This is a genomic window from Aquimarina megaterium XH134, from assembly GCF_000520975.1.
In the GTDB taxonomy this organism is placed as follows: domain Bacteria; phylum Bacteroidota; class Bacteroidia; order Flavobacteriales; family Flavobacteriaceae; genus Aquimarina; species Aquimarina megaterium.
Genome location: NZ_JACB01000104.1, coordinates 1 through 5,639, shown reverse-complemented (window position 1 = coordinate 5,639; position 5,639 = coordinate 1). Strand labels below are relative to the sequence as shown.

At 33.4% G+C, this 5,639-nt stretch carries 1 protein-coding gene; it reads right to left on the bottom strand.

Annotation, left to right across the window (positions count from 1 at the left end; all coding sequences use genetic code 11):
* Window positions 1–5,639, bottom strand: a 5,639-nt coding sequence (locus tag Z053_RS0127205) for a non-ribosomal peptide synthetase (protein WP_025668127.1), incomplete at both ends; no start/stop codon positions are given.

Below are 5,639 nucleotides of genomic sequence, written 5' to 3'. Positions count from 1 at the left end.
GGAAATCGGAACTCCGATTGGAATTCTTTGATTACCCTGGATATCAGCTACTTTATAATAAGTTGCTACTACTGTGGCTTCTGTAGGGCCATAATTATTATAAAGAGTAATATCTGTTGGTTTATTTAAATGCAATGTATCCCCACCTGTCAAAACAGTTGTATGTGGTAATGAAACTTCTTGATCTATAAAACTCTGACATAATGAAGTAGGGATATAGCTATGTGTGATTTTATGGTCATTCAAAAATTTCGGCAACTGATCCAAATCATATCTAACTTCTTCAGAAATAGGATATAAACTACCTCCAAAAAGTAAGTATGGGTAAATTTCCCAGACAGAAGCATCAAAACCAATACTCGAAAACAATGTACTTTTACTTTCCAAAGTAACATTATATGCATCTTTATGCCAGAAACATAAATGAACCAAATTTTGATGTTCTACCATAACCCCTTTAGGTTTCCCTGTAGATCCCGAAGTATAAATAACATAGGCTAAACAATCCGGTTCGATAGTTATGGTTGAAAAATTTTCTGAATATTTATCCTGATTTTCTTTGAAAGAATGCAATACTGCCTGATCAACAATTAAGACACATTCACTATCCTTCTTTATATATTCTTTTCGTTCCTCTGGATAATTAGTATCAATAGGAACATAGGCACATCCGGTTTTCAAGATAGCTAGTATCGAAATAATCAATTGATCACTTCGGTTCAACATTATCCCTATTAAATTCTCTTTTTCAATAGTATAATTTGAAAGAATATAATTTGCAAGTTGATTAGAACGATCATCTAACTCCTTATATGTCAACGTTTCTCCTTCAAAAACAACAGCAATACCATTTGGTGTTTCTTCTACCTGTTTTCTAAACAAATCAATAGCTGTTTTATCCTTTGGATAAGCTATTTGGGTATCATTAAAATCTTGAAGTAATTTCTGCTGTTCTGAGTTAGATAAAAGTGCTGCGTTATCTATTGGTTCTTCAGCTTTATCGCAAAAACAGTTCAGAACATTATTTATAAAAGCATGGAAACGCTCCAGGGAAATTCCGGATTTAAAACTATTATGTAGTTCATATGAAAATTCTACTCCTCTACCTCCTGTTAAATTTACGGTTAGGTTTAAACTAGAATTAGTTCTCTCAAAAGATTTAACTTTTAATCCTTTTTTATCATCTTCATCTCTTATCAAACTATCTGGTGATGCATCTTTTTCAAAAATCTCATTGTACACATGAAAATCGATAAAATTAAATAGGGTATCAAAAACAAGATCTTCTTTCTTCAATCCTAAATGACGCTTAATCTCAAAAAAGGTTAAATGGCTGTATAGATTTATTTCATTAAGAATCTTTGTTATGTTTTCAAAATATGACAGCCAATTTTTTTCTGATTGTGCAGTGTATTTAACAGGTAACGTATTTAAAAAACACCCTAATACTTTATCTCCATCCATAATCTGAGGACGATTATTACCAACCAAACCAACAGTTAGTTCATCTTCATGAGTCAACATTTTTAAAGCATATACATATGCTCCAAAAAACAAGGATTTCAATGATATTCTATTCTTCTTACATTGGGTATGTACGTTTTCCAGATAGGATAAATCATACTGTTTGGTAAAATACTGCGTCGGTTGTTTACTATCCGAAAAAACATCTAAGTACTTATATTCTGATAATTTTTCCTTCCAAAAAGAAATGGCATCAGTATCTTTTTTGGCAACTAACTCTCTGATTATATATTCTCGCTGACTGCACTCTATGGCAGAAGGAATGTAATTTGTATTCTTTTTAAGTTCAAAATAAGTTCTATACAATTCTGTTACGAAGGAAGCAACACTCCACCCATCCATAATAGCATGATGAAATTGGTATATAAATAACAAATTAGAATCATCGATTGTTAATACCTTAAAACGATAGAGAGCCCCTCCTTTAATATCAAAAGGAATTTTTCTTTCTGATTCAAGAAAGTTTTCAATTGTTTTTTCCTGTACTGGTCTATCTAGTGCGCTTAAGTCTTCAAACAACACTTCTACAGGAGCAGTTTTATTTACAATCTGAATAGGTTGATCGTAATCAGAAAAGTTAAAATTAGTACGAAATATAGAATGCTTTTTTACCAGTAATACGATAGCTTCTCGAAACAAATCAATATCAAAAGAAGAATCTTTGATAGGAAACACCATCTGGTCGTGAAAAATGGCAAGAGAGGGATCTAATAAAGATTCTAAGATCATTCCTTGTTGAACATCGCTCATGGGATACAGATCTTCTATTAAATCAGAAGATTTCATTTCATTCTGTACTGTAGAATTCAATTCGGATATTTCTGTCTCAACAGTTTTATATAAAATTTCAAATGTATCGTTCTGATAGTCATTCTCTAATACAGTGTCTGAAAAACTCTTGATGGTACTATGTTTAAAAAGATCTTGCAGTTGCGTCTGTCGACTAAAACTTTCATTGATTTTAGAAATCAATCGAATAGAAATAATAGAATCTCCTCCAACCTCAAAGAAATTATCATATACACCAACTTTTTCTATTCCTAGCAGTTCTTCCCATATCTGGGCTAACTGTTTTTCTGTTTGGGTATGTGGTGCAACATATTCTTGTGTAGATAATTGACTAGTATTTGGTTCTGGCAACGATTTTTTATCGATCTTACCATTACTTGTCAATGGCATTTCATCTAAGACCACCCATATTTGAGGAACCATATAGTCTGGTAACTTTTGTCCCAACTCATCTTGTATCTTTTGTTTATCAAAATCCCCTGCAATAATAACATAAGCAATCAAGCGTCTATTTGCGTTAATATCCTCTTTGGCCAGAATGCAGCATTGTTTTACAGATTCTAATAATGATAATACATTCTCGATTTCGCCGAGTTCTATTCGATATCCTCTTATCTTTACCTGAGCATCTTTTCTACCTATATATTCAATCGTTCCATTGGGTAACCATCTTCCTAAATCACCAGATTTATATAATCGGGCTTCTTTCTCTGTACTAAAAGGATCAGGAATAAATCGTTCTGATGTTAACTCTTCTCTATTGAGGTACCCTCTAGCTACTCCTGCACCACCGATACAAAGTTCACCCACTACCCCAATAGGTACCAGATTTAAATGCTCATCAAGTATATGACAACTTAATGTAGGAATTGCAGCTCCAATAGTACTTGTTGAACTAAGTGTATCTGCTTCTTCAATTTCTTTGTAAGTAACATGTACGGTAGTTTCAGTAATTCCATACATATTTATCAATTTACAGGCTGGATAAGTACGTTTCCATTTAGATAAATAACTAGGATTTAAAGCTTCTCCTCCAAAAATTACATACCTCAATGATATTTGTTCATTTCCCTGCAGTAATTCCTCCTGAAGTACGTAGAATGCTCCGGGGGTCTGATTTAAAACTGTGACTTTTTCTTCTATCAATAATTTCTTGAAAGAAATTGCGTCTTTGGTCACCATTTTGGGGACGATTACCAAACGCCCTCCGTAAAACAATGCCCCATACATTTCCCATACCGAGAAATCAAAACAAAACGAATGAAACAGTGTCCAAACATCATCAGAATTAAAATCGTACAAAGGAGATTCGTGTTCGAATAATCGCACCACATTAGTATGGGTTATTAAAACTCCTTTGGGTTTTCCTGTACTACCAGAAGTATAAATCACATAGGCCAATCCATTAGGATTCAACTGCCTATTTGCCGGATGAGTTGACTTGTTATTGATACAGTCCCGTTCTTTATCTAGAAATACGACATTTACCCCTTTTATTTCTTCAAAAACAGATGCTATATCAGAGCTACTTAATACTAAATTAGCCTCAGAATCTTTTATCATATACTCGATTCTGTTTTGGGGATAATCCGGATCAATAGGAACATAAGCACCACCTGCTTTTAATATTCCAAAAATACCAGTTATCATATCTAAAGATCGATTCATACAAATACCTATTAGCTCTTCGGGTTGCACTCCTTTTTCGATTAGATAATGGCTCAATTGATTAGATTGTTCGTCCAAATCTTTATAAGTCAGCTTCTGCCCCTCACAAACTACAGCAATCGCATCAGGAGTTTTTTGAGCCTGAGCTGTAAACAAGTCAACTATAGTTTTATTTTTAGGATACTTACAGATACCATTATTAAAAGTATACAATAATTTATCCTGCTCTTGTTCTGTTATAATGGATAATGCATGTATAGGTGTTTCTATATTCTTTGTAATATTAACAAGCAACTCCTTGTAATGTATCAACATCTGCTCTATTGTAGTTCTATCAAACAACGCAGTGCAGTATTCCATCGTTAATAAAATACCTGTTTGATTTTCTAGTACATTAAGGGTTAAATCGAATTTGGAAGTGGTATTACCAAACTCATAATTAGTTATAGATACATCTTGCATTTCTAGCATTTCGCCATGAATCTCTGGAGTATTCTGTAGCACAAATAATACCTGAAACAATGGGGTAATACTCATATCACGAGTATTCACAACTCTATCTACGACCTTCTCAAAAGGAGTTAACTGATGATCATATCCTTCTAAAGTTGTTTCTTTCACTTTATGTAACAACTCTTTAAAGTCAGGATTACCACTTACATCGGTACGTAATGCCAAAGTATTAACAAAAAAACCAATAATTCCTTCCAACTCGGATTGAGTACGATTTGCTATTGGGCTACCTACACAAATATCCTCTTGATTGCTATACTTATGCAGTAGAACTTTAAAAGCTGATAATAACATCATGAACATGGTAACACCTTCTTGCTGACACAATGTTTCTAAAGTATCTCCTAACTCTTTATTAAGTTGAAAATCTATTGTAGCTCCTTCTGTACTTTGCACAGAGGGGCGTGCATAATCTGTAGGTAATGTTAGAGGAGTAACTCCTTGTAACTTTTGATCCCAATAGGATAATTCATTTTCTAAAACTTCTCCTTTTATATAATCACGTTGCCAGATAGCATAATCCGAATATTGCAAAGGTAATTCTGGCAAGATTGGTGTGCGTCCCTTGTATAAAGCACTATATAATTCTTTAAACTCGTTTACGAATACTCCTTCTGACCAACCATCGCTGGCAATATGATGCAATACTCCAACTAATAAGTACCCATCTGCTCCTAAATCATATACACAAGCCCTAAACTTATAATCTTTTGATAAATCGAAAGGCATTTTTATAAAAGCAGCTATCGTTTCATCAATATGTTTTTTATCTTCTATTATGTCTTTTTCTAATCTCCAGTTATCATCCGAAATCACTTTTTGATAACCTACTCCTTCTTCAGAATAAATCATTGTTCGTAGTACCTCGTGTCTTGATATAATTCCTCTAAAAGATTGCTCCAACACATCAATATCCAAAGCTCCTTCCAAACGTAAAACTACTGGCATATGATATGCTATACTACCTTCTAATTCATCCAAAAACCATAAACGTTCCTGGCTATAGGATAAAGGAATATGTTCTGATCTCTTTTGAGGAGCAATTGCCGGTAATAAAACTCCTGATTTCTGTTCTGATATATGAACTGCTAAATCAGACAACCGAGCATGTATAAATATATCTCTTATGGCTACTTCTATGTGTA